Below are 19787 nucleotides of genomic sequence, written 5' to 3' on the forward strand. Positions count from 1 at the left end.
ACCCCCGGCCACCCAACCCTCCCGGTCCGATCGCGTCGATCATGACGTTGGCGGCGCGACACGCCGAGCCGGATGGCGGCAACCCCATGATCAACTGGGTCGGCCGCGTGAGGTGCGGGGTCAGCGGGCGCGGCGGAGGCGCAGGGCCTGGACCACGTAGTCGAAGCCGGTCACCACCGTCACCAGGACGGCGGCGGCCATGATCCAGGGGCCGACGGTGGCGAGGGCGGCCGGCATCGGCCACAGGTACCAGGCGATGGCCAGGATCTGGAGCGCGGTCTTGACCTTGCCGCCGCGGCTGGCGGCGATCACGCCGTGCCGGATCACCCAGAACCGCAGCCCGGTGATGCCCAGCTCACGGACGAGGATCAGCACGGTCACCCACCAGGGCAGCCGGTCGTACCAGGAGAGCAGCAGCAGGGCCGCGCCGGTGAGCGCCTTGTCGGCGATCGGATCGGCCACCTTGCCGACCGAGGTGACCAGCCCGAACCGGCGGGCGATCCAGCCGTCCACCAGGTCGGTCGCGGACGCCACCGCGAAGATCAGGCAGGCCGCCATCCGCCAGCCGGCATGGCTCATCCCGGACACGATCACCGAGGCGGCGAAGACCGGCACCAGCACCAGCCGCAACGCGGTCAACGCGTTGGCGGCGTTGAGCACGGGCACCCGCGCGACCACCCGGGCCGGCGTCGACTCCGTCGCCCCGGTCACCGTCTCGCTCCACTCGGGCCGCCGTGGCGCTCCCGGGACCACACCACCTGGCTCCCCCGCTCCGTTCGTTCCCGCCGTCACCGTGCCGCGCCGGGCGCCGCCGAGATCATCTCATCCGGCACGGCGAGCAGGTCCACCCCTTCGGTGCCGGTCACCGTGGCACGCACCAGGTCACCCGGGCGCAGCGCGGCCAGATCGACCCCACCCTCCACCGGGGCGACCAGGGTGGTGGAACCGTCCACCTCCGGCGCCTGGTGCGCCGCCCGGCCCTCCACCACACCATCGGCGATCGAGTCGACCAGCACCTCGACGGTCGAGCCGAGCCGGTCCTCGGCGCGCTGCGAGCACAGCTCGTCGGCGAGCGCGCTGAGCCGGTCGTAGCGCCGCTTGATGGTCGCGGCGGAAACCTTGCCGGGCAGCCCGGCGGCCTCGGTGCCGTCCTCGTCGCTGTAGTCGAACATGCCGATCGCGTCGAGGCGGGCCTCGGTGAGGAACCGGACCAGCTCGTCGACGTCCGCGCGGGTCTCGCCGGGGAAGCCGACGATGAAGTTGCTCCGCGCACCCGCCTCCGGCGCCAACTCCCGGGCGCTGGCCAGCAGCTCCAGGAACCGGTCGGTGGAGCCGAAACGGCGCATCCGGCGCAGCACCGGCTCACTGGAGTGCTGGAACGACAGGTCGAAGTAGGGCGCCACGCCCGGCGTACCGGCGATGGCCGCCACCAGCCCGGGTCGGGTCTCGGCCGGCTGGAGGTAGCTCACCCGCACCCGGACGATGCCGGTCACCGCGGCGAGCTGCGGCAGCAGCTTCTCCAGAGCCCGGGGGTCGCCCAGGTCCTTGCCGTACGACGTGGAGTTCTCACTGACCAGCACCAGCTCGCGTACGCCGGTCTTGGCCAGCCACTCCGCCTCGGCGAGCAGCTCGTCCGGCGTCCGCGAGACGAACGCGCCACGGAACGCGGGGATCGCGCAGAACGCGCACCGGCGGTCGCAGCCGCTGGCCAGCTTCAGCGAGGCCACCGGGCCGGTGTCCAGCCGGCGCCGCAGCACCTGGCGCAGGTGCGCCGGGGTGTGCTCGTCGGTGTCGACGGCGCCGCGGGCCACGGTGCCGTGCCCGGGCAGCGACACGGCGGAGTCGCGCCGCTTCACCGGGGTCAACGGCAGCAGCTCCCGCCGGTCCCGGGGGGTGTGCGGGGTGACCTGCTCGCCGGCGACGACCGCGTTCAGCCGGGCGGCGATGTCCGGGTAGTCGTCGAAGCTCAGCACCGCCTGCGCCTCGGGCAGGCTGTCGGCCAACTCCCGGCCATACCGCTCGGCCATGCAGCCCGCCGCGACCACTTTGGCGCCGGTGCCGGCGGCGGCGAGCAGGGTCTGGATGGAGTCCTGCTTGGCCTTCTCCACGAAGCCGCAGGTGTTGACGACCACCACGTCGGCGCCCTCGCCATCGGTGGTCACCTGCCAGCCGTCGGCGTGCAGCCGGGCGGCCAACTCCTCCGAGTCGACCTCGTTGCGGGCACAACCCAGGGTCAGCAGGGCGACACGACGGCCCTCGGCGTTGTCATCAGAGGAGGTGGCAGACACCATCCGAGGGTACCGGGCCGACCTGGGAACCCCACGCACGCGTACCTGCGCATCCTCCAGGCGGCGCTCAGCGCGTGGCGGCGGTCACCCGGGTCAGCCGGTCGAGCAGGAAGACCTCGGTGCCGGCGAGGCCGGTGGAGCAGAAGACGGAGACCTGGTCCGCGGTGGTCCGGCCGGCGACCGCGCCGGCCAGCACGCCACCCAGGTCGCGCAGCCGTCCGGCGTACGGCGGTGTGGCCGCGAGCATCGGAGGCTGGTAGTCCGCCGCCTGGGCCGGCGAGTCGGTGACCAGCAGGTCGGCGGCGTCCAGCAGGTCGGCGCCGAACTCGCTGCGGTCGCTCTGCTTGAAGCCGACGGCGTTGACGTGCGTGCCGGGGCTCACGTCGGCCGCGTGCAGCACCGGGGTCGGACTGGTGGTGGCGAGCACCACGATGTCGCGTCCGGTCACTGCGGAGGCCGGGTCGTCCACCGCTCGCGCCGGTACGCCCAGTTCCGCGCGGACGCGGGCCGCGAAGGCACCCCGTCGGGCGGCGGAGCGGCTGTACACCACCACCTCGCGCAGGGGGCGGACCGCCGCGGCCGCCCACACCTGGGTCCACGCCTGCCGACCGGACCCGATCACCGCGAGGGTCGCCGCGTCGGGCCGGGCCAGCGCGTCGACGGCGACGCCGCCCAGCCCACCGGTACGCCGGGAGCCCAGCTCCTCCCCGACTGCGACCGCCCGGATCGCCCCGGTGCCGGCGTCGTGCAGGACGACCAGCTGCTCGGCCTGCGGGTGACCGAAGGTGTCGTACGAGCGGAAGCCGTACCACTCGCCGAGCAGGTGCCCCGCCGTGAGCACCATCCGGCCTCCGCTCAGCGGGGCCGCGGCCCGGGGTGGCGCGATCAGCCTCCCCTCGTACGCGGCCAGCAGGGCCTCGCGCATGGCGTCGACCGTGGTGGCGGCGTCCAGTGCGGCGGCGACCTCGGGATCGGCGTAGAGCAGGGTCATGACGGTGATACTGCAAGTTGAACTGAGGTGTAGGTCAATGCGGGGTGGCGGGCATCACCCGGGTCGCCGGCAGCCGCCGGTCCAGCCGCCGCCCGGCCGCCGGTGCCAGGTATGCCGAAGGCGCCGGACCCGTTTGGGTTCGGCGCTTTTCGCGGCACGGGCCACTGCCTGGTCAGCAGTTCCGCAGACCTCGATATTGCCTACGGATCGGAGCGGAGAGGTATTCCGGCTCTGCCTCCACCGCCGCCTCGCCGTCGGGATCCGAGGAAGTCACACAGAACCTCCGAACGAGTCACCTCATCGACGGCCGTGCCAACTACGTCGGTGAGTGCTTGGCCGCCTCGTCAACGTCGTTGCGCCGGCATTCCTCAGCGATGAGCCGGACAGGCCAAGGACAATCGGCGAGATAATAGCCGTTAAGACGGTCCGGGGCCTTAACCGCGGCCAGCGCTATAACCGCCGGCAGCGCCATAACCGCCGCCAGTGCCATAACCGCCGGCAGCGTTGGGATGACCATGCGCGCCGGCACCAAAGCCTCCGCCGGCGGCGGGGGCGGGACCATAAGCGCCGGCGGCCGTACCATATGGGTAGTGGTGCCCTCCAGTACCGGCAGCGTGAGTGGCGAAAGGGTTCGCCTGAGGATGGGCAGCAGTGGCAGCAGGCACTGCCGGGTGGTTAACGACACCCTCCATGGGGGTGTGCCCGTACGGGTGATGGGCCGCGGCCGGCTGCGGGGCGGCAGCAGGCGGAGGCATGTGATAGTCAAATGCATTGGTACCTGCGAAGTCCCTCGGGTGGGCATGGTCCCTGCCGACGTCCATGTGGTCATTGAACGCCTGTTCGTGGACCATGCCCCTGCGCCGAGCCTCCGCCGCCAGATTCCGGCCATCGGGCACGTGCCACTCGAGCTGCCGATGCGGGATGTTGAATTCCGTTACAGCCAATACCCGGGAACTCACCTGCCAGGTATCCACCGCGTATTGATGGATGGGCATGTTCGGGATTCCAATGATCGTGTACCGATGCCCGGGTGTCGTAGCGTAAGCGATCTGAACACTCGGATGGATTGTGCCTGCCCGAACACCCTTGTAGATGGCCTGGTTGGCGAGATCGAACGCGACAGCTGCCTGGTCATCGCAGTTGCCCGCTTTCGTTCCCACTGCGGCCGCCGCCCACGCCCCGACACGATCCGTCAGACTTGTTAATCGTTCAGGATTCGCGCTCGATTGACCCAGGACGACCCGGTGGCCGCTGTTACCCCCAGTACGTACCAGATCGCTGATTTGATTTTCTGCACCCAAAGGTACGAGCTCCTTCGTGGTCGCAAAGATCTGGTCGCAAGTTGTCTTCAGATTGGTCAGGTGAATGGGGTGAATCGGGGGCGGCGCGGCCGGGGCAGCTTGCCTGTACATCAGGTGCATTCTTTCTACGAGGCACCGTGCGGTGTCGTATAGGAAACGCACGGGAAGTCCACAGTGGTTCATGGAGGCGCAGATTTTCGGAGCGTGTTTCGGGCAGCAGGGTCGGACGCTGCGGCCCACGTCACCGGAACCTCGGTCTCCGGCATCGACACGGGTAGCCCGTGGCTGCCCCGGATGAGTGGTGAGCGTGTCGCGTCAGGCCAAGACGTCCCGCGACGTGCACACTCGGCTCGTCCCGCCCGGGTGGTCCGGGCTCTCCCGCGTGAGGTTGACGATGGCCTGGCTCGTACTGGTGATCTCGGGGCTGCTGGAGACGGCCTGGGCGATCGCCCTGGACCGCAGCGCCGGCCTCAGCCGGCTGGTTCCATCCCTGGTGTTCGTGGTGACCCTGGTGCTGAGCATGGGCGGACTGGCGTACGCGCTGCGGGAGATCCCGGTCGGCACCGGGTACGCGGTCTGGGTCGGCATCGGCGCGGTCGGCACCGCCCTGGTCGGGATGCTGGCGCTCGGTGAGTCGGCGAGCCAGCCCCGAATCCTCTGCCTGCTGCTGGTGCTCGCGGGCGTCGTCGGTCTGAAGATCTTCCACTGAAGAGGGACGCGTGACCAGCGCCCACAGTGGGTAGTGATCGATCCGTCACCACAGGCTCTCACACCGGAGGCACACATGGCCGACGTCCCGACCACAGCCCGCCCGCGCAGCAACGCCGCCCGGATCCTCACCATCGTGGGCTTCGTCTTCGCGGTCCTCGCCCTGCTGCTCAACCCGATCATCTTCGGCGTGCTCGGCGTGATCGCGGGCATCGTCGGCGCCGTGCTGGGCGACAAGCCCCTGGGCTGGTACGCCGCCGCCGCCAGTGTCGTCGCCGCAATCATCAGCCTGGTGATCATCGGCGCGCTGATCAACAACTGACCGCCCCCGCCGTCACGGGCCCGCCGGCTGCCGGCGGGCCCGTCGTGCGTTCCCGGAGGCCCGCCGCATCTCCCGTGCCGCCGTGCCTCCCGAGGTCCGGTCGGGTCAGTCCCCGTCGCCGCGCAGGCCGACCAGGACCTCCTCCAGCTCGTCCGGCTTGATCAGCACGTCGCGCGCCTTCGAGCCCTCCGACGGCCCGACCACCCCGCGGGTCTCCATCAGGTCCATCAGTCGGCCCGCCTTGGCGAAACCGACCCGCAGCTTGCGCTGCAGCATCGAGGTGGAGCCGAATTGTGAGGTGACCACCAGCTCCACCGCCTGCATCAGCAGGTCGAGGTCGTCGCCGATGTCCTCGTCGATCTTCTTCTTGCTCTCCTGCGCCGGTGCCAGCACGTCCGGGCGGAACTCGGGCTCCCGCTGGTCCTTGCAGAACTTCACCACGTCGGCGATCTCGCGCTCGGTGACCCAGGCACCCTGGATGCGCACCGGCTTGGAGGCGCCCATCGGCAGGAAGAGCCCGTCGCCGCGACCGAGCAGCTTCTCCGCGCCCGGCTGGTCGAGGATGACCCGGGAGTCGGCGAGCGACGAGGTCGCGAACGCCAGCCGGGACGGCACGTTCGCCTTGATCAGACCGGTCACCACGTCGACCGAGGGACGCTGGGTGGCCAGCACCAGGTGGATGCCGGCCGCCCGGGCCAGCTGGGTGATCCGGACGACCGAGTCCTCCACGTCGCGCGGCGCCACCATCATCAGGTCCGCCAGCTCGTCCACGATCACCAGCAGGTACGGGTACGGGCGCATCTCCCGTTCGCTGCCCGGCGGGGCCTTGATCTCGCCGTTGCGGACCTTGCGGTTGAAGTCGTCGATGTGCCGGACGCCGTTGGCGGCGAGATCGTCGTAGCGCATGTCCATCTCGCGGACCACCCAGTCCAGCGAGTCGGCCGCCTTCTTGGCGTTCGTCACGATGGGAGTGACCAGGTGCGGGATGCCCTCGTAGCCGGTCATCTCGACGCGCTTCGGGTCGATCAGCAGCAGCCGCACCTCGTCCGGGGTGGCCCGGGTGAGGATGGACACCAGCAGGGTGTTGAGGCAGCTCGACTTTCCGGCTCCCGTGGCGCCCGCGATGAGGATGTGCGGCATCTTGGCCAGGTTGGCGACCACGTAGCCGCCCTCGATGTCCTTGCCCAGCGCCACCACCATCGGGTGGTGGTCGCTGGTCGCCGCCCGCGAGCGCAGCACGTCGCCGAGCGCGACATTTTCCGGGTCGGCGTTGGGGATCTCCACGCCGACCGCGCTCTTGCCCGGGATCGGGCTGAGGATCCGCACGTCCGGCGACTTCACCGCGTACGCGATGTTGCGCGACAGCTGGGTGATCCGTTCGACCTTGACGCCGTGCCCCAGCTCCACCTCGTACCGGGTGACCGTCGGGCCACGGGTGAAGCCGGTGACCGCCGCGTCCACGTCGAACTGGTCGAACACTCCGGTCAGCGCGGCGATGACCTCGTCGTTGGCCTTGCTGCGGGTCTTCGCGGCGGCACCGGCGCTGAGCATGTTGGCCGGTGGCAGCGTGTAGTCGCCGGCGAGCCCGGTCAGCGCCAGCTGCTCGGCGCGGCTCGGCGCGGGCGAGTGCTCCGGCGGCTCGACCGGCTTACGGCTCGCCGGCACCTTCGCCGGCGCCTTGCGCGGCAGCACCATGGTCTCCTGGAGGTCGGCGCCCTCCAGGTCGTCGAAGTCGTCCGGGTCCAGCGGTGGTGGCATCCGCTTGGTCGGCCGCTTGCGCGCCGGCCGGGCCGCCGGCTCCTCCGACTCCTCGACGGCGTCCGGGGGCGCGACCAGCCCACCGGCGAGCAGGCCCAGCCGCTCGGGGATCTTGTTGATGGGTGTCGCGGTGACCACGAGCAGGCCGAAGAGGAGCAGCAGGACCAGCAACGGCACGGCGACCCAGGCGGTGACCGCCCGCTCCAGCAGCCCGCCGACACCCGCGCCGACCAGCCCACCGGCGTAGTCCCGCTGCACCGTGTCCGTCGGGTCCTGGCCGATCTGGAGCAGCGCGGCGGTCGACACCAGCAGCGAACCCCAACCGACCAACCCGCGTCCCCGGTGCGCCGGGTCGGCCGGCTGACGCATCAGCCGCCACGCCCCGATCATCAGCAGCACCGGCACGACCACGGAGATCGCACCCAGGAACAGCCGGACCGAGTCGGCCAGGCGCGCGCCCACCGGTCCCGCACCGGAGAACCACAGCGCGACGGCGCTGAGCAGGGCCAGCCCGAACAGCAGCAGCCCGGCGCCGTCGCGGCGGTGCTCGGGATCGAGATCGCGGGCCGAGGCAGCCTGCCGGCCGGCGGCCCGCACCGCCCAGCCCATCCCGTGCGCCAGCCCCATCCACAGTGCACCGACCGCGCGGCCGACGTAGACCGCCGGCCCCGGGCGGGTGGGCGCGGTGCGTCGCCGGACCGGTGCCCGGGTCTTCTTCGCCGGTTGACGGGCACGGCTGTTGGTGCCACCGCGCGGCGACGCGCCGCGTCGCCGGCTCGCCTGAGAGGTACGGCCCGCCATAGAGTCACGGTAACGGCGGGAGCCGGCAGATCGCCGCTTTTCCGGGTCGTGTCCGCGCGTCGCAGCACGGAACGCGCCGCCGGTCGTGATATCCGCCTCAGAAGGGATGCCCGATGGCGTCGCCGGGATACGAGGACGGTCCGGACGATCCGCTGGCCGGGCACCCCGATGTGTTGCGTCCGCTGACCGGTGAACTGGTCGCGGCGGTGCTCGCCGCGCGCGGCCGGCCGGTCGGTCTGGCGGTGAACGGCGACCTGGTGGGCCGCTTCGACGACAACCTGATCTGGTTCCTGCGCCTGGGCGGGGACGGCGAGCTGCTCCAGGTCCGCACGATGGTCACGCCGACCTTCGGCATCGAACGGGTGCCCGACCTGTACGCCTTCTGCAACTCGTGGAACCACGACCGGCTCTGGCCCAAGGCGTTCGTGCACGTCGACGACGGTGGCCGGGCCCGGGTCTACGGCGAGGTGATCACCGATCTGGAGCGTGGGGTGACCCCGCACCAGCTCGACCAACTGCTCGACTGTGGCATCTCGACCGGCTGCCAACTCGCCGTGGCCGTCGGCCGGCTGCCCGGCGCGGTGACGGCGTGACCGGCCGGGACGAGTTCACCGGCAGCCGCACCTTCCCGGCCGGCGAGCCCGGCACACCGGCCCCCGCCCCCCGGCCGCCCGTGCACCGCGATCCGGCCCTGGTGGGCGCGCTCGCCGACGCACGGGACCTGGCCGACGGACCGGACCGACTGCTGGCCCTCGAACGGCTCGCCGAGCGGGCCGACGCGGCCGGTGACCTCCGGTCCGCACTGGACGCCCGGTTCGCGCTGATCGAGGCGTACCTGCTGCACGGCGAGCGGTGGCGGCTGGTCGAGCCGGTCCGCCGCTGCCGGGCCGCCGCCGACTACCGGCCCGAGCTGCTCACCGACGACGAGGGCCCGCTGCTGCTGCGCCTGCAGCGGTACGCCGTGGAGGCACTGCTCGGCACCCCCCGGGTGGGGTTGGACCAGACCCGGTCCCTCCTGGACGACCTGGCCCACCGGGTCGGGGCGGACGGGCCCGACGCGCCGACCGTCGCGGAGCTGCGCTGTCGGATCGCCGACCACCTCGGCGACGAACCCACCGCCCGCCACTGGTTCCAGCGGTGGGCGGGCACCCTCGGCGGGCCGTCCGGCGGATGTCCGGGCTGCGCCCCGGCCCGCCGGGCGGAGCTGCTCGCCGGCTGGGGCGAATGGCGGGCCGCGGTGACCGAGCTGCGGGAGCCCGCCGCGGCAGCGGTGGACTGCACCGACCAACCCGAGCGGGGGCTGGTGGCCGGGCTGCTGCCGGAGCTGCGCACCGGCGAGCCGGAGCGGGCCGCGGCGGCACACGTGCGGGCGTACCGGCGGCACCGGCGCGAACGCGCGGCATTCCCCCACCTCGCCGCGCACCTGCGGTACTGCGCCCTGGGCGGGCATGTGGAACGCGGGCTGAGCGTCCTGGCCGAGCAGCTGCCCCGGTTGGACCGGCCCACCGACGACCTGGCCGCGATGGAGTTCGCCGCCGCCGGCGCGCTGGTCTGCGCGCTGGCCGTCGAGGCCGGGCTCGGCCTGCGTACGGTGCCCCGCCCGGCGTACGGCGGACGGCCGGCCACCGACCTGGACGTCGCCACCCTCGGCGCGCTGCTGCTCGCGATCGCCAACGAGCTGGCGGGCAGCTTCGACGCCCGTAACGGCACCGGCCACCACTCCGGCCGGATGGCCGCCTGGCTGGCCGAGCGTCCCCTGGCGGCGCCGGTGCCCCTGCCGCCCGACGACGAGCCCCACGACGACGGCCCCGACACCGCCGAGCACGACGCCGCCGAGCACGCCACAGCCGAACAGGACGCCGCCGAGCACGCCTCCGACGACGAGCGGGAACTGGCGACGCTCACCATCGAGATGATCACCGCCGCGCTGGACCGACGCGGCGACCGCTACGTCGTCGACGAAGGCGCCACGGTGGTCGGCCGGTGGGGTGCCGTGACGATCCAGTTCCGTCGGGCCGGTGAACGCGGCGAGGTGCTGCACGCCCGTGCGATGGCCGCCCGCCGGTTGCCGGCGACCCGTCGCGCCGAGGCGTACGCCTTCTGCAACGCCTGGAATCACGACCGGCTGCTGCCCAAGGCGTACGCGCACGACCTCGGTGAGGAGCTGGTGCTGGCCGGTGACGTGGCCACCGACCTCGCTCACGGGGTGGCCCCGGCACAGCTCACGGTGCTGGTGGACGCCGCCATCGCCACCGGCGTCGCCTACGCCGAGGCGGTCGCCGCGCTCCCCTGACGCCCACCGGACGCGGCGACGCCGGCCCACCCCGAACGGGTGGACCGGCGTCAGCGTGCGTCGCTCAGACCTCGACGACGGTGGGCACGATCATCGGGCGACGACGGTACGCGTCGTTGACCCACCGCCCCACGGTCCGCCGGACGATCTGCTGGAGCTGGTGCGGGTCGGTGATGCCGTCCGCGGCGGCCCGGTTGAGCGCCTCGGTGACCAGCGGGATCACCGGGTTGAACGCCTCCGGGTCCTCGGAGAAGCCCTTCGCGGACAGCGTCGGGCCGGCGACGACCTTGCCGGTGACCGAGTCGACGACCACGGTGGTGGCGATGAAACCGCCGTCGCCGAGGATCCGCCGCTCGGTGAGCAGCGACTCGCTGACGTCGCCGACGGCGAGGCCGTCGACGTAGACGTAGCGGCTCTTCACGTGCCCGACGAGGCTGGCCCGGCCCTCCACCAGGTCGACGACGTCGCCGTCCTCGCAGAGCACCACCCGGTCGGCGGCCACGCCGGACTCGATGCCGAGGCGGGCGTGCGCGCGCAGGTGGCGCCACTCGCCGTGCACCGGCATCAGGTTGCTGGGACGGACCACGTTGAGCAGGTAGAGCAGCTCCCCGGCGGGGGCGTGCCCGGAGACGTGCACCTTGGCCACGTCCTTGTGCACGACCACCGCGCCCGCCCGGGCCAGCCGGTTGATCACCCGGTAGACCGAGGTCTCGTTGCCCGGCACCAGGGAGGACGCCAGCACGACGGTGTCGCCGGGAGCGATGGTGATGTGCCGGTGGTCGCCGCTGGCCATCCGGCCCAGCGCGCTCATCGGCTCACCCTGCGAACCGGTGGACATCAGCACGATCTGCTCGGGAGGCAGCGTGGTCGCCTCCTCGATCCCGATGACCAGGCCGGCCGGGATGTTGAGCAGGCCCAGGTCCCGGGCGATGCCCATGTTGCGGACCATGGACCGGCCGATGAGGGCGACCTTGCGGCCGTGCTCGGCGGCGGAGTCGAAGACCTGCTGCACGCGGTGCACGTGCGAGGCGAACGAGGCCACGATGATCCGGCCCTTGGCCTTCGCGAAGATCGAATCGAGCACCGGCCCGATCTCCCGCTCCGGGGTGACGAAGCCGGGGATCTCCGCGTTGGTGGAGTCGGACAGCAGCAGGTCGACGCCCTCGGCACCGAGCCGCGCGAACCCGGCCAGGTCGGTGATCCGGCCGTCCAGCGGGAGCTGGTCCATCTTGAAGTCGCCGGTGTGCAGCACCAGGCCGGCGGGGGTGCGGATGGCCACCGCGAGCGCGTCCGGGATCGAGTGGTTGACCGCGAAGAACTCGCACTCGAACGGGCCGAGCCGCTCGCGGCCGCCCTCGCGCACGGTCAGCGTGTACGGCTGGATGCGCCGCTCGGCCAGCTTCGCCTCGACCAGGGCCAGGGTGAACTGTGAGCCGACCAGCGGGATGTCGGGCTTGTGGGCGAGCAGGTACGGCACCGCGCCGATGTGGTCCTCGTGACCGTGGGTCAGCACGATCGCCTGGACGTCGGCGAGCCGGTCCAGGATCGGGCCGAAGTCGGGCAGGATCAGGTCCACGCCCGGCTGCTCCACGTCGGGGAAGAGCACGCCGCAGTCGACGATCAGCAACTTGCCGTCGTACTCGAAGACGGTCATGTTCCGACCGATGGCGCCGAGCCCGCCGAGCGGGATGATCCGCAGGCCACCTTCTGGCAGCGGCGGGGGTAGTTCCGCCTCGATGTGCGCCTCGGTCACGCGTCCACCTCATTCTGCGACGCCGTCACTCGGCGCCCATCGTGTCGTTCGTTCATTCGGGTAGCTCCAGGCCCGCTGCCGCGAAGTCCGCGCGCAGCTGGGCGATCTCGTCGTCGGTGGCGTCCACGAGCGGGGGTCGCACCGGGCCCGCCGGCAGGCCCAGCGACGCCAGGCCCGCCTTCACCAGGATGGTGCCCTGGGTGCGGAAGATGCCGGTGAACAGCGGCAGCAGCCGCCGGTGCAGGGCAAGCGCGGCCGGCAGGTCCCCCGCGTCGAACGCCTCGATCATCTGTGCGGTCAGCGCCCCGGTGAAGTGCGTCGAGGTGCCGACCACGCCCACCGATCCGACGGCCAGCGCCGGCAGGGTGAGGGCGTCCTCGCCGCAGTAGAAGGCGAGGGCCGTGCGGCTGGTCACCCAGCTGGTGGCGGTCAGGTCGCCCTTGGCGTCCTTGACCGCGACGATCCGGCCGTGTTCGGCGAGCCGGACCAGCGTCTCGGTCTCGATCGGCACGCCCGACCGGTGCGGAATGTCGTACAGCATCACCGGCAGTCCGGTGGAGTCGGCCACGGCGGTGAAGTGCCGCAGCAGCCCGCTCTGCGGCGGCTTGTTGTAGTACGGGGTGACCACCAGCAGACCGTGTGCGCCCGCCTTCTCGGCGGCGGCGGCCAGCTCGATGGTGTGCCGGGTGTCGTTGGTGCCGACACCGGCGACCACCTTGGCGCGGTCCCCGACGGCCTCCACCACGGCCCGGATCAGGCGTTCCTTCTCCGCGTCGGTGGTGGTCGGCGACTCGCCGGTGGTGCCGTTGACCACCAGCGCGTCGTTGCCCTGCTCATCGACCAGGTGGCTGGCCAGTCTGGCGGCGCCGTCGAGGTCGAGTGAGCCGTCGGGGGTGAACGGGCTCACCATGGCCGTGAGTACCCGGCCGAAAGGGCGGGACACCGGTCGGGCCGAGGCGTCGGGGTGGTCGTGCGTCATACCCTCCAACCTAGCGGACGACAAGCCGGGGCCTGCCGGGGAAGGGCTCAGGACGCCTCGTGCGGGCTGGCCGCAACCTCGGTGCCGTCCGGCAGCGTCGAGATCACGAAGTCGGCGAAGACGTTCGGGGCGACCTCCTGGAGCTGGCGCAGGCACTCCACGGCCAGCTCACGGATCTCCACGTCGGCGTGCTCGGTGGCCCGCATGGCGATGAAGTGCCGCCAGGCCCGGTAGTTGCCGGTCACCACGATGCGGGTCTCGGTGGCGTTGGGCAGCACCGCGCGGGCCGCCTGCCGGGCCTGCTTGCGACGCAGCGTCGGGTTGGGCTCGTCGGAGAACCGCTGCTCCAGCCCCTCCAGCAACTCGGTGTACGCCCGCACGCTCGCCTCGGCGGCCTCCACGAACTTCTTGTGCAGCTCCGGGTCGTCGGCGATCACCGCCGGCTCGACCATGGCCGCGTCCCGCTCGGGGACGTAGCGCTGGGAGAGCTGGGAGTACGAGAAGTGCCGGTGCCGGATCAGCTCATGGGTGAACGAGCGGGACACCCCGGTGAAGTAGAAGGTCACCGAGCCGTGTTCCAGCACGCTCAGGTGGCCGACCTCGAGGATGTGCGCCAGGTAGCCGGCGTTGGTGGCGGTCGCCGGGTTCGGCTTCTTCCACGACTGGTAGCAGGCCCGGCCGGCGAACTCGGCGAGCGCCTGGCCACCCTCCGCGTCGGTCGACCACGGCACGTCGTCCGGGGCCGCGAACTGGGTCCACGCGATCAACTTGACCTGGGGCTGCACCATCTCCGGCATGCCTGGGACTGTAGTGGCGCGGCGCCGTCCGGCCCAACTCAGGCGCGCCCCGTGCAATGTCGATCACTCGGCCCAGCAGCTGTCGCCTGCAAGATCGCGCAACATCCTGGATGTAGTGGCATCCGCCGCGCCCGACACCACCACATCCAGGATCGAGCACGATCTTGGGGTGAGGTGCGCCGAGGGCGCGGGTGAGGTGCGCCGAGGGCGCGGGTGAGGTGCGCCGAGGGCGCGGGTGAGCGGCGCGCCGGTGGGTCAGACGTAGAGCGAGGTGAACGGCGCCCAGGGCAGGTTGCGCAGCACCGAGAAGGCGAGCCACGCGGCCAGGAAACCGCCGATGACCTTGGAGCTGATCCGCAGCTCGGGCAGCCGCCACCCGAACGCCTGGTTGCCCGCCCAGGCCACGAAGAGGTACGCGAGGAACGGCAGCGCGAAGACGAACAGGAAGTGGTGCCGGGCGGCCGCCGGCAGGTCGCCGTGCAGCACGTACCAGAGGGCGCGGGTGCCACCGCAGCCCGGACAGTCCAGCCCGGTGGTCAGCTTGAGCAGGCAGGTCGGCGCGGCGTCCGGGTCGGCGTACGTCGGGTTGCTGAGCAGCGCGTAACCCATGCCGGCGGCGACGCAGCCGACCGCGGCCAGGGGCACCGCCCAGCGCGGCGAGCGCTCGTAGAGCCGCAGCACGAAACGGGTGAGCCGGTCCGGTTCGGGGGGCGGGTAACCACCCGGCGGGGGCGTCGGCCAACCGACCGGAGCGGCGCCGGCCGGATCGGCCGGCACCGTGTGGACCGCCCCGGGTGCGGGCTGCGGCTGGTCGACCGGACCGGGAACGCTCGTCACGCGCTCACGGTACACCGGACACGCCGGCCAACGCGGCGCTGAGCGGACCGGCCAGGTCGCCGGCGGCGGGCGGGGCCACCGCGTCCAGGCCGAGCCAGCCGGCGAGCCGGTACAGCTCGGCGGCGAGCGCCACCGCGGTCTCCCCCGCGTCGGCGCCGGGCTCCAACCACGCGGCCGGCACCAGCAGCACCCCGGCCTTGCGGTCGGCCTTCAGGTCGACCCGGGCGGTGAACCGGTCGCCCTGCAGGAAGGGCAGCACGTAGTAGCCGTACACCCGCTGGGGCGCGGGGACGTAGATCTCGATCCGGTAGCTGAAGTCGAAGAGCCGCTCGGTGCGGGCCCGCTCCCAGATCAGCGGGTCGAAGGGGCTGACCAGGGTGTTGCCCCGGACCCAACGCGGCAGCCGGGCGGACGCGTGCAGCCAGGCCGGCTGCCGCCAGCCCGCCACGGTGACCGGCACCAGCTCGCCGGCCTCGGCCAGCTCCGCGACGGCCTGCCGGGCGCCGGCCAGCGGCAACCGGAAGTAGTCGCGTAGCTCCGGCTCGGCGGCCACCCCGAGCGACCGCGCGGCGAGGCCCACCAGCGTCCGGTACGCCTCGGCGTCGGTCGGGGTGGGCGCGGCCAGCACCGCCGCGGGCAGCACCCGCTCGGGCAGGTCGTAGCGGCGCGCGAAGGAGGTGCTGCGCTCCGCGGCGGTCACCTCGCCCGCCCAGAACAGGTATTCCAGAGCCCGCTTGACCGCCGACCAGTTCCAGCCCCAGTTGCCGGTCTCGCGGGGCGCGTCGTGCTCGATCTCGGCGGCGGTGAGCGGCCCCCGCGCGGCCACCTCGTCGCGGACCCAGGCGACCAGCTCCGGCTGCTCCTGGGCGATGCGTCGCATGCCGCCCCAGGATTCGCTGTGCGCCCGGGCCATCCGCCAGCGCAGCATCGGGTGCAGCCCGACCGGGACCAGCGACGCCTCGTGACCCCAGTATTCGAACAGGTCACGCGGGCGCCGGTAGGCGGCCTGGTCGAGCAGCGTCGTCGGGTACGGCCCGAGCCGGCTGTAGAGAGGGAGGTAGTGCGCGCGTTGTAGCACGTTGACCGAGTCCATCTGGATCAGCCCGACCCGGTCGAGCACCCGGCGCAGGTGCCGACGGGTGGGCACACCGGCCGGCGGCGGGTCGGCGAAGCCCTGGGCGGCGAGAGCCACGCGGCGGGCCTGGGCGAGCGAGAGTGATTCCGGTGCGGCCATCGTCGGCGACCTTAATTCATGGGTACGACGCCGGTGCGGGAAGCTGGACTCGGACCGCCATCGGGGCATAGAACGGTGCAATGCTGACCATCCGCCGGGAGGAGCCGGACGACGCCGAGGCGGTCGCCCGGGTGCACGTGCACGGCTGGCAGGCGGGCTACGCCGGCGTGATGCCGGACGAGGTGCTCGGCCGGCTCAACGTGGCGGCCTGGGCGCAGCGCCGCCGCGACGTGGGCACCGCCGACCCCGAACATCCGTTCACGACCCTGCTGGGCGAGGTGGACGGCCTGGTCGTCGGCTTCACCACCTTCGGGCCGTACCGCCGCAACCAGGACCGCGGCGACCTCGACCCGGCGGTCGGCGAGGTGCTGGCGCTCTACGTGGAGCCGGCGTTCTGGGGCGACGGGACCGCCACCGGGCTGTTCGACGCCGCCCGCGCCGGGCTCGGCGAGCGGGGCTGGACCGGCTACCGGCTGTGGGTGCTGGCGGACAACCGGCGGGCCCGCCGGTTCTACGAACGGGCCGGCCTGTCACCGGACGGTGAGCAGTCGACCTACCAGGTGCCGCTCGCCGGCGGGGGTCCGCCGGTCGGGCTGGTCGAGCTGCGGTACGCCGGACGTCTCGACGGCTGACCCGTCCGGGGTCAGCCACCGGCGCACCGGCAGGAAGGCCAGCAGTGCCAGGCTGATCCAGACGTAGGCGTTGCTGCCCAGGAAGCCGTCCACGCCGGTGAAGTCCTTCTCCCAGACCCACACGGTCCGGCTGATCAGCAACACGTACCCGATGGTCGCGGCGGCCAGCAGGACGCGCCGGCGGCGGCCGGCCGGCGCGGCCGTCGCGTTGTCCACCAGCAGGATCAGCGCGGGCAGCAGCCAGACCAGGTGGTGCACCCAGGTGACCGGGCTGACCAGGCACATCACCGCGCCGGTCAGCGCCAGGCCGGTCGCCTCGTCGCCGGCCGCCACGGCCGAGCGGGACCGCCACGCCCAAAGCGCCAGGGTGCCGAGCACGAGCAGCAGCCACAGCAGCGTGCTCGGGTGTTGCGGGTCGAGCCGGGCCACCACCCCGCGCAACGACTGGTTGGACACGAAGGCCAGCTCGCCCACCCGGCCGGTGTTCCACAGCGCCTCGGTCCAGAACTCCCGGGACGCGTCCGGGAACAGCGCACCGGCCAGCAGGGACACCCCGGCGGCCGCGCCGCTGGCCGTGAGGGCCGCGCGCCACCGACCGGTGACCAGCAGGTAGACGATGAAGATGCCCGGGGTCAGTTTGATCGCGGTGGCCAGCCCGATGCCCACCCCCGCCCACCGGTTTCCGGACGGCAGCAGCCGCAGCAGGTCCACCGCCACCAGGAAGAGCAGCAGCGTGTTGACCTGGCCGAAGTTGATCGTCTCGCGCATCGGCTCGAACGCGGCGGCCAGGCACAACGCGACGGCGAGCGCGAACCACCGGGTCCACCCGGCCCGCCGGGCGATCGGGTCGACCAGCCACCAGATCAGGACCGTGGTGGTGACCACGCTGGCGAGGACGCTCACCACGATCGCGGCCCACCACGGCAGGTACGCCATCGGCAGCATGACCAGCGCGGCGAACGGCGGATAGGTGAAGCCGTACTGGGTGTTCGGCTTGAGGTAGTCGTAGATCTCCCCGCCGTCGTGCACCCACCACGTCAACGCGCCGTAGTAGACCTTCAGATCGAAGAAGCCGTGGCGTACCGCCGCGACGGCGAGGAACGCGGTGACCGCCGCGGCGAGCATCACCACCCCGACGACCTGCGCGGTCGTCCTGTTGGCACCCTGCGCCACCGTCGCCTCCCTGGCCCTGCGTAGGCTTCCGTCCCATGGCTCTCGGGTACGTCCGCCCGGCGCGTCCCGAGGACGCCGGCGAGATCGCACGCATCCAGCTCGCGACCTGGCGGGTCGCGTACCGCCGGATCCTGCCTCGGCACGTGCTCGACAACCTGGACGAGGCGTTCCTCGCCCGGCGGTGGAGCGCCGCGGTGCTGGAGCCGCCCTCGGGCGCGCACCGGGTGCTGGTCGCCGTCGAACAGGCCGAGCAATCGTATCTGGTGGGGTTCGCCGCCTCGGGTCCGGCCGACGCCGAGGCCCTCGCTCCGGGCGAGCCGACCGACGCGCTCGGCCCGGACGTGGCCGCCGTGACCGACCTGCTGGTCGAGCCGCGGTGGGGCCGGCGGGGGCACGGCAGCCGGCTGCTCGCCGCCACCGTCGACCTGTGGCGGTCCGACGGCCTGCGCCGGGCGGTCGCCTGGGCGTTCGACGGTGACGAGGCGACCCGGAAGTTTCTCACCAGCACCGGCTGGGTGCCCGACGGCGCGGCCCGCGCGCTGGACGTCGACGACATGCTGGTGCCGCAGGTGCGCCTGCACGTGGCCGTACCGACCGAGAAGGTCCCGGCCGAGTGACCGGTGCGGCGGCCCGGGGCCGCCGCACCGGCACGGGTCAGCCCTTGTCCGAGCCGTCGTTGGCGTCGCGGACGAAGTAGCGCTGGAACACCACGAAGAGGATCGCCACGGGGATCGTGGCCAGCAGGGCGGCGCCCAGCTTGAGCGGGTACTGGGTGCCGCTGCCCAGGGAGCCGCTGACCAGGTCGGCCAGCCCTCGCGGCAGGGTGAACAGGTCCGGGTCCTGCACCGACACGAGGCTGTGCGGGAACTCGTTCCACGAGCCCTGGAACGACAGGATGGTCAGGGTGATCAGCGCCGGTTTCGCCATCGGCAGCACCACCGACCAGAAGGTACGGAAGATGCTCGCCCCGTCGATCCGGGCGGCCTCCTCCACACTCACCGGGATCGACTCGAAGAACTGTTTCATGATGAACACGCCCGCCGCGTCGGCCAGCAACGGCACCACCAGACCGGCGTAACTGTTGTAGATACCGAGCTGGTTGAACACCAGGAACTTCGGGATCAGCAGCACCACGCCGGGCACCGCCAGCACCGCGATGATCGCCGCGAACAGCCCGCCGCGCCCCCGGAACCGCAGCCGGGCCAACGCGTACCCGGCGAGCGAGTCGAAGAACACCCGCCCGAGGGTGACCAGCACGGTCACCAGCAGCGAGTTGCCCAGCCAGAGCGGAAAGTTGGTGCCGGCGAAGATCCGTTCGAAGCCGGCCAGGCTGAGCGGGTCCGGGAACGGCGACAGCGGGTTCGCCGCCGCGTCCGACTCGGTCTTGAGCGAGTTGCCGATCTGGATGACGAACGGGTAGAGGAACACCAGTCCGAAGAAGACCAGCGTGGCGTACCCCAGGAAGCGGGTGACCAGGGTGCGGGCCGCCCGTTCGTCGCGCCGCGCGGGCGCCGCCGCCGGGCGGTCGGTGGGCACGGCCATCTCAGGACCTCTCCGGTACGCGTCGACGCCACCAGCCGCGGCGCGGCCGGTCGGTGTCCCGCTCGGCCAGCGCCCGGCGCTGGATCAGCGTGAGCACGATGATGATCAGGAACAGGACGAACGAGATCGCCGCGCCGGAGCCGTAGTCGAAGTCCCGGAACGCGGTCCGGTACGACAGGTACGCCGGCGTGACAGTGGTCTCGGCCGGATCGCCCTGGCTCATCACGTACACCTGGTCGAAGACCTGCCAGGAGCCGATCAGGCCGAGGGTGAGCACCAGGAAGGTGGTGGGCCGCAGCATCGGCAGGGTGACGTAGCGGAACCGCTGCCACCGGGACGCGCCGTCCAGGGTGCTCGCCTCGTGCATCCCGCCCCACC

Annotated in this window: 19 protein-coding genes; 6 read left to right on the forward strand and 13 right to left on the reverse strand. The window is 72.2% G+C overall.

Annotated features, from left to right (window positions below; all coding sequences use genetic code 11):
- Positions 1–120: 120 nt before the first annotated feature.
- The 4 genes from pgsA to F8271_RS20550 all read right to left on the reverse strand — a co-directional run bounded on the left by pgsA (position 121) and on the right by F8271_RS20550 (position 4691).
- The gene (gene pgsA, locus F8271_RS20535; RefSeq protein ID WP_151491458.1) at positions 121–711 is read right to left on the reverse strand and encodes a CDP-diacylglycerol--glycerol-3-phosphate 3-phosphatidyltransferase; all 591 of its coding nucleotides are present in this window, start codon (positions 709–711) and stop codon (positions 121–123) included.
- A 77-nt stretch (positions 712–788) separates the two neighbouring features.
- Positions 789–2291 (reverse strand): 30S ribosomal protein S12 methylthiotransferase RimO, encoded by a 1503-nt coding sequence (gene rimO / locus F8271_RS20540; RefSeq protein WP_151491459.1) that lies wholly within the window; start codon positions 2289–2291, stop codon positions 789–791.
- 64 nt (positions 2292–2355) lie between these two features.
- Positions 2356–3279 carry an ornithine cyclodeaminase family protein gene (locus tag F8271_RS20545; protein WP_151491460.1) on the reverse strand — a complete coding sequence of 308 codons (924 nt, stop codon included), beginning with the start codon at positions 3277–3279 and terminating at the stop codon, positions 2356–2358.
- 434 nt (positions 3280–3713) lie between these two features.
- Entirely contained in the window at positions 3714–4691 is a 978-nt protein-coding gene (locus tag F8271_RS20550) for a hypothetical protein (RefSeq protein ID WP_151491461.1), read from the reverse strand.
- A gap of 283 nt (positions 4692–4974) precedes the next feature.
- Between F8271_RS20550 and F8271_RS20555 the strand changes: the two genes are divergently transcribed.
- Together F8271_RS20555 and F8271_RS20560 are read left to right on the forward strand one after the other, a co-directional pair.
- The gene (locus F8271_RS20555) at positions 4975–5289 is read left to right on the forward strand and encodes a multidrug efflux SMR transporter (protein WP_151491462.1); all 315 of its coding nucleotides are present in this window, start codon (positions 4975–4977) and stop codon (positions 5287–5289) included.
- Positions 5290–5364: 75 nt separating this feature from the next.
- Positions 5365–5610: a hypothetical protein gene (locus F8271_RS20560; RefSeq protein WP_151491463.1), complete on the forward strand. Its 246-nt coding sequence runs from the start codon at positions 5365–5367 to the stop codon at positions 5608–5610.
- A gap of 105 nt (positions 5611–5715) precedes the next feature.
- Here F8271_RS20560 and F8271_RS20565 read toward each other — a convergent pair whose 3' ends face one another.
- On the reverse strand, positions 5716–8169 hold the full coding sequence (locus tag F8271_RS20565; protein ID WP_151491464.1) for a DNA translocase FtsK: 2454 nt from the start codon (positions 8167–8169) through the stop codon (positions 5716–5718).
- 113 nt (positions 8170–8282) lie between these two features.
- Between F8271_RS20565 and F8271_RS20570 the strand changes: the two genes are divergently transcribed.
- Positions 8283–8762, forward strand: a complete 480-nt coding sequence (locus F8271_RS20570; RefSeq protein ID WP_151491465.1) for a YbjN domain-containing protein — start codon at positions 8283–8285, stop codon at positions 8760–8762.
- Entirely contained in the window at positions 8759–10462 is a 1704-nt protein-coding gene (locus F8271_RS20575) for a YbjN domain-containing protein (protein WP_151491466.1), read from the forward strand. The genes F8271_RS20570 and F8271_RS20575 overlap by 4 nt, the downstream gene beginning before the upstream one ends.
- Before the next feature lie 64 nt (positions 10463–10526).
- Here the strand turns inward: F8271_RS20575 and F8271_RS20580 are convergent, their stop codons facing one another.
- The 5 genes from F8271_RS20580 to F8271_RS20600 all read right to left on the reverse strand — a co-directional run bounded on the left by F8271_RS20580 (position 10527) and on the right by F8271_RS20600 (position 16062).
- Entirely contained in the window at positions 10527–12215 is a 1689-nt protein-coding gene (locus tag F8271_RS20580; RefSeq protein ID WP_151491467.1) for a ribonuclease J, read from the reverse strand.
- Positions 12216–12267: 52 nt separating this feature from the next.
- Entirely contained in the window at positions 12268–13194 is a 927-nt protein-coding gene (gene dapA / locus F8271_RS20585; protein WP_151491468.1) for a 4-hydroxy-tetrahydrodipicolinate synthase, read from the reverse strand.
- 47 nt (positions 13195–13241) lie between these two features.
- The gene (thyX, locus tag F8271_RS20590) at positions 13242–13982 is read right to left on the reverse strand and encodes an FAD-dependent thymidylate synthase (protein WP_151491476.1); all 741 of its coding nucleotides are present in this window, start codon (positions 13980–13982) and stop codon (positions 13242–13244) included.
- Between the two features lie 264 nt (positions 13983–14246).
- Positions 14247–14768, reverse strand: coding sequence for a DUF2752 domain-containing protein (locus tag F8271_RS20595; protein WP_225854654.1), 522 nt, complete (start codon positions 14766–14768; stop codon positions 14247–14249).
- 64 nt (positions 14769–14832) lie between these two features.
- Positions 14833–16062 carry a winged helix-turn-helix domain-containing protein gene (locus F8271_RS20600; RefSeq protein WP_151491470.1) on the reverse strand — a complete coding sequence of 410 codons (1230 nt, stop codon included), beginning with the start codon at positions 16060–16062 and terminating at the stop codon, positions 14833–14835.
- Positions 16063–16142: 80 nt separating this feature from the next.
- Between F8271_RS20600 and F8271_RS20605 the strand changes: the two genes are divergently transcribed.
- The gene (locus F8271_RS20605) at positions 16143–16694 is read left to right on the forward strand and encodes a GNAT family N-acetyltransferase (RefSeq protein WP_151491471.1); all 552 of its coding nucleotides are present in this window, start codon (positions 16143–16145) and stop codon (positions 16692–16694) included.
- Here the strand turns inward: F8271_RS20605 and F8271_RS20610 are convergent.
- Positions 16593–17867: a glycosyltransferase 87 family protein gene (locus F8271_RS20610; protein ID WP_151491472.1), complete on the reverse strand. Its 1275-nt coding sequence runs from the start codon at positions 17865–17867 to the stop codon at positions 16593–16595. The two genes, F8271_RS20605 and F8271_RS20610, sit on opposite strands and share 102 nt — an antisense overlap.
- A gap of 35 nt (positions 17868–17902) precedes the next feature.
- Here F8271_RS20610 and F8271_RS20615 point away from each other — a divergent pair, with 35 nt between their 5' ends.
- Positions 17903–18484 (forward strand): GNAT family N-acetyltransferase, encoded by a 582-nt coding sequence (locus F8271_RS20615; RefSeq protein WP_151491473.1) that lies wholly within the window; start codon positions 17903–17905, stop codon positions 18482–18484.
- 37 nt (positions 18485–18521) lie between these two features.
- On the opposite strand, the gene F8271_RS20620 is transcribed toward F8271_RS20615, so the two are convergent.
- Entirely contained in the window at positions 18522–19409 is an 888-nt protein-coding gene (locus tag F8271_RS20620; protein WP_151491474.1) for a carbohydrate ABC transporter permease, read from the reverse strand.
- A gap of 1 nt (position 19410) precedes the next feature.
- Positions 19411–19787: carbohydrate ABC transporter permease (locus tag F8271_RS20625; RefSeq protein ID WP_151491475.1), on the reverse strand; the 377-nt coding region annotated here is incomplete at its 5' end.

Origin of the sequence: Micromonospora sp. ALFpr18c (genome assembly GCF_008868155.1) — a bacterium.
Taxonomy (GTDB): Bacteria; Actinomycetota; Actinomycetes; order Mycobacteriales; family Micromonosporaceae; genus Micromonospora.

Coding starts and splice junctions, on each gene's coding strand:
- rimO (WP_151491459.1), bottom strand. CDS start 2,291: ATGGTGTCTGCCACCTCCTCTGATGACAACGCCGAGGGCCGTCGTGTC.
- F8271_RS20545 (WP_151491460.1), bottom strand. CDS start 3,279: ATGACCCTGCTCTACGCCGATCCCGAGGTCGCCGCCGCACTGGACGCC.
- F8271_RS20550 (WP_151491461.1), bottom strand. CDS start 4,691: ATGTACAGGCAAGCTGCCCCGGCCGCGCCGCCCCCGATTCACCCCATT.
- F8271_RS20555 (WP_151491462.1), top strand. CDS start 4,975: ATGGCCTGGCTCGTACTGGTGATCTCGGGGCTGCTGGAGACGGCCTGG.
- F8271_RS20560 (WP_151491463.1), top strand. CDS start 5,365: ATGGCCGACGTCCCGACCACAGCCCGCCCGCGCAGCAACGCCGCCCGG.
- F8271_RS20565 (WP_151491464.1), bottom strand. CDS start 8,169: ATGGCGGGCCGTACCTCTCAGGCGAGCCGGCGACGCGGCGCGTCGCCG.
- F8271_RS20570 (WP_151491465.1), top strand. CDS start 8,283: ATGGCGTCGCCGGGATACGAGGACGGTCCGGACGATCCGCTGGCCGGG.
- dapA (WP_151491468.1), bottom strand. CDS start 13,194: ATGACGCACGACCACCCCGACGCCTCGGCCCGACCGGTGTCCCGCCCT.
- thyX (WP_151491476.1), bottom strand. CDS start 13,982: ATGGTGCAGCCCCAGGTCAAGTTGATCGCGTGGACCCAGTTCGCGGCC.
- F8271_RS20600 (WP_151491470.1), bottom strand. CDS start 16,062: ATGGCCGCACCGGAATCACTCTCGCTCGCCCAGGCCCGCCGCGTGGCT.
- F8271_RS20605 (WP_151491471.1), top strand. CDS start 16,143: ATGCTGACCATCCGCCGGGAGGAGCCGGACGACGCCGAGGCGGTCGCC.
- F8271_RS20615 (WP_151491473.1), top strand. CDS start 17,903: ATGGCTCTCGGGTACGTCCGCCCGGCGCGTCCCGAGGACGCCGGCGAG.
- F8271_RS20620 (WP_151491474.1), bottom strand. CDS start 19,409: ATGGCCGTGCCCACCGACCGCCCGGCGGCGGCGCCCGCGCGGCGCGAC.